This is a genomic window from Alkalimonas sp. (assembly GCF_020831925.1).
Classification (GTDB): Bacteria; Pseudomonadota; Gammaproteobacteria; order Enterobacterales; family Alteromonadaceae; genus Alkalimonas.
In genome coordinates, this window is the sequence record NZ_JAFIFQ010000111.1 from 1 (window position 1) to 3537 (window position 3537).

Here is a 3537-nt window from a genome sequence, read left to right on the forward strand (position 1 = left end):
ACCTCGACCTTGGCAAGGTCGCGCTCTACCAGCTGAGCTATACTCGCATTGTCCTACACCCTGTGCCTGAGCACGTGTCGCATTCTACTGGTTTCAGGCATTCAGTCAACAATAAATTGTCACATTGTTGATCGACTGCTTATTTTTTTAGCTGCCCTGCAGGCACCCTACTCTGGCTCGCTGCCAAAGTCGTTTCTGGAGGCATACACATACTGCACCATGGAGGTAAAGGTAAGCAGTGTGGCGATGTACAACAAGCCCCAGCTCAGCGGCATCACCCAGCTAAGCCAGGCAGCTGATGGCTGCCAGATCAGGCCAATCAGCGCCACCATCTGGAAAATGGTTTTCAGTTTGCCACTGCCCGACACCGCCACACTAGCACGGCGGCCAAGGCCCGCCATCCATTCGCGCAGCGCGGAAATAATGATTTCCCGGCTGATCATAATCAGCGCCGGTATCGTCATCCACAGCGACTGCAAATCGACCGTGACCAGCACCAGGGCCATCACCACCATCACCTTATCAGCCACCGGATCCAAAAAGGCCCCAAAGGGCGTGGATTGCTCCAACTTTCGGGCCAGGTAACCATCCAGCGCATCGGTAATAGCCGCCAGCACAAACACCAACGCGGCCCAGAAACGGGCCGCTTCAATACCAGAATAAAACAACCATAGAAACACCGGGATCAGCAACAGCCGAAACAACGTCAGAAGATTGGGAATATTGATCATGTACGACATCTCTCTTGTTGCGTTGCTGCATTCATTCTATGCTACTTGCTATGCAGCTGCTGGTAAATGCTTTCTGCCTGTTGCCGGGAAATTCCCGGTACTTTGCTTAATTCTTCGACACTGGCCTGCTGCACGCCCTGCATACCGCCTAAAAACTGCAGCAACGCCTGGCGACGTTTTGGGCCTATGCCCGAAATCTGTTCAAGTGGGCTTTTCAGCAGCGCTTTGCCGCGCTTATTCCGATGCCCGGTTATCGCAAAACGGTGGGCTTCATCACGAATTTGCTGGATCAAGTGCAGCGCAGGGTGTTCAACAGGCAAATGGATGTCTGACTGACCTGGGATTAACAGAGTTTCAAGCCCTGGCTTACGGCCTTCGCCTTTGGCAACCCCCATCAGCAGTGGCAGCCGATCAAAGTTGGTGCTGCTAAAGAAATCAATCGCCCGCTGCAATTGGCCTTTACCACCATCAACCACCACCAAATCAGGCAGCAAACTTTCATCAGTCAGCTTGCCATAACGCTTGTGCAGCGCAAAATCCATGGCGGCGTAGTCATCGCCAGCCGTGACACCTTTGACATTGTAACGCCGGTACAGGGTTTTATTGGCACCCTTCTCATCGAATACCACACAAGAAGCAATGGTTTCCTGCCCCATGGTATGGCTGATATCAAAGCACTCCATCTGATTGATAGCTGCCTTGGGTTGAAACAACTCACTCAATGCCTGATAGCCGAGCCGCACTTTCTGGCTTTGGCTGACTTTACCATCGCAGGCAATGCGGGCATTTTTGTTGGCCAATTCAAGATAGCGCGCTTTCTCGCCACGCTGCACCGAGTTCAATTGCACTTTACGTCCGGCCAGCTCCGAGATAGCTGTTTGCAGCGCCTCTTTTCCCTCTGGGAGCTTACCAAGTACAATGTCTTTCGGGACTTGCTGGCCGCCCATGCGTTGCAAATAAAATTGCATCAGAAAAGCTGGCAGGACTTCTTCTTCACTGGTATTGGCCGGCAACTTGGGAAAGTAGGTTTTGCTGCCTATCACCTTGTGCTGCCGAATAAACAATACATGCACTGCAGCCACGCCATGCATAAAACAAAAGCCGATGACGTCCATCTCTTCGTGATCGCCACTGACGGATTGTTGCTCCTGCACCCGACGTAGCGCCTGAATTTGGTCACGTAAGCGGGCGGCCTTTTCAAAGGCCAGCTCCTGACTGGCTTGCTCCATCTGCTGCACCAGATCGGCGATAATCTGCTGGTCTTTGCCGGTTAAGAACAGCCGAGCCAGTCGCACTTGCTCCTGATAATCGGTATCCGAAATTTTGCCAACACAAGGAGCCGAGCACAGTTTGAGCTGGTATTGCAGACATGGCCTGGTTCGGGCCTGATAATAATTGTCTTCACATTGGCGGATAGGAAAAATCTTCTGCATCAGCTTCAGGCTTTGCCAAACGGCACCGGCATTAGGGTAAGGACCAAAATACTGGCCTTTGACCGAGCGCGCACCACGATGCGACATCAGCCTGGGATGCTTATGCTCAGTCAAAATAATGTAGGGGTAGGATTTATCATCACGCAGCAGAATATTGTACTTCGGCCGGTGCGCTTTGATCAGGTTGTTTTCCAGCAGTAACGCTTCAGTTTCACTGTGGGTCAGGGTCAGTTCAACCTGAGCTATCTGACTAACCAAGGCCCTGGTTTTAATGCTATCCACCTGGGCCCGGAAGTAACTGCTAAGACGCTTCTTTAGGTTCTTGGCTTTGCCCACATAGATCACGATGCCTTTGGCATTCAGCATCCGGTACACCCCGGGCTGCTGTGGCACCGACTGCATAAAGCCTTTCGCATCAAACATCATTGAACAACCGCAGGCCTTCCGCCAATCTGTTTACCGGCACAAACCATCACGCTTTGGCGATATCAATCATGCCATGACGCAATGCCAGGTGCGTTAACTCCACATCGCCATTGATGGCCAGCTTTTCAAACATCCGGTAGCGGTAAGAGTTTACTGTTTTGGCGCTGACATTCAGCTGTGTCGCTATGTCATTGACCTTTTCACCCCGGGTGATCATCAGCATAATTTGCAGCTCCCGATCCGACAGCTCATCGAACGGGTTCTGCCCCTGATGATTCAGTTTACTCAGCGCCATCTTTTGCGCCACTTCATCAGAAATATGCCGCACACCCGAATGCACTTTACGGATCGCGGAAATCACCTCCGAAGGTGCCGCATTTTTCGAGATAAAACCCACCGCGCCCAGTTGCATCACCTTAGTCGGCACCGGCTCTTCACAGGTTACAGACAGTGCCAGCACTTTGACATCCGGACAAAAGTGCAAAATACGCTTGGTTGCGGTCATGCCACCCATGCCGGGCATGTTCATATCCATCAACACCACATCGGGTTCCTGATGACGACAAAATTGCAGAGCTTCTTCGCCGGTACCAGCTTCGCCTATCACCTTGATACCACGCTCGTCCTTAAGAATGCGACTGATGCCAGTTCGAACAAGTTCGTGATCATCGACAATGAGTACGTTAATCAAGCTGCTTCTCCGCTTTACTGGTTCGTTCTTTTTATTAGCTATAGCTTAGTCGAGAACAGCCATTAACTCGACCTATCGCTGCACTTTGAGCAGCAAATTTTAATCGAAACTACAACGCGGGCTTAGTCTGCCAGATTGAGTGACAAGATGGAAACAAAACTTTGGATGACGAAACAAAATTGCGGCATGGTAGCAGAGTGAAAAATGGCGGAGGGAGAGAGATTCGAACTCTCGGTGGGCTATTAACCCACGCCGG

The 3537-nt window shown here is 51.4% G+C and carries 3 protein-coding genes; all 3 read right to left on the minus strand.

What is annotated here, in order from left to right; translation table 11 throughout:
- Positions 1–167: 167 nt before the first annotated feature.
- From pgsA to uvrY, 3 genes are read right to left on the minus strand one after another with little or no spacing between them, the layout of a single operon-like run.
- Positions 168–731: a CDP-diacylglycerol--glycerol-3-phosphate 3-phosphatidyltransferase gene (gene pgsA / locus JJU14_RS16300; protein ID WP_228614782.1), complete on the minus strand. Its 564-nt coding sequence runs from the start codon at positions 729–731 to the stop codon at positions 168–170.
- Between the two features lie 41 nt (positions 732–772).
- Positions 773–2587, minus strand: a complete 1815-nt coding sequence (uvrC, locus tag JJU14_RS16305; protein WP_228614783.1) for an excinuclease ABC subunit UvrC — start codon at positions 2585–2587, stop codon at positions 773–775.
- A 49-nt stretch (positions 2588–2636) separates the two neighbouring features.
- Entirely contained in the window at positions 2637–3281 is a 645-nt protein-coding gene (uvrY, locus tag JJU14_RS16310; protein ID WP_228614781.1) for a UvrY/SirA/GacA family response regulator transcription factor, read from the minus strand.
- Positions 3282–3537: the final 256 nt, after the last annotated feature.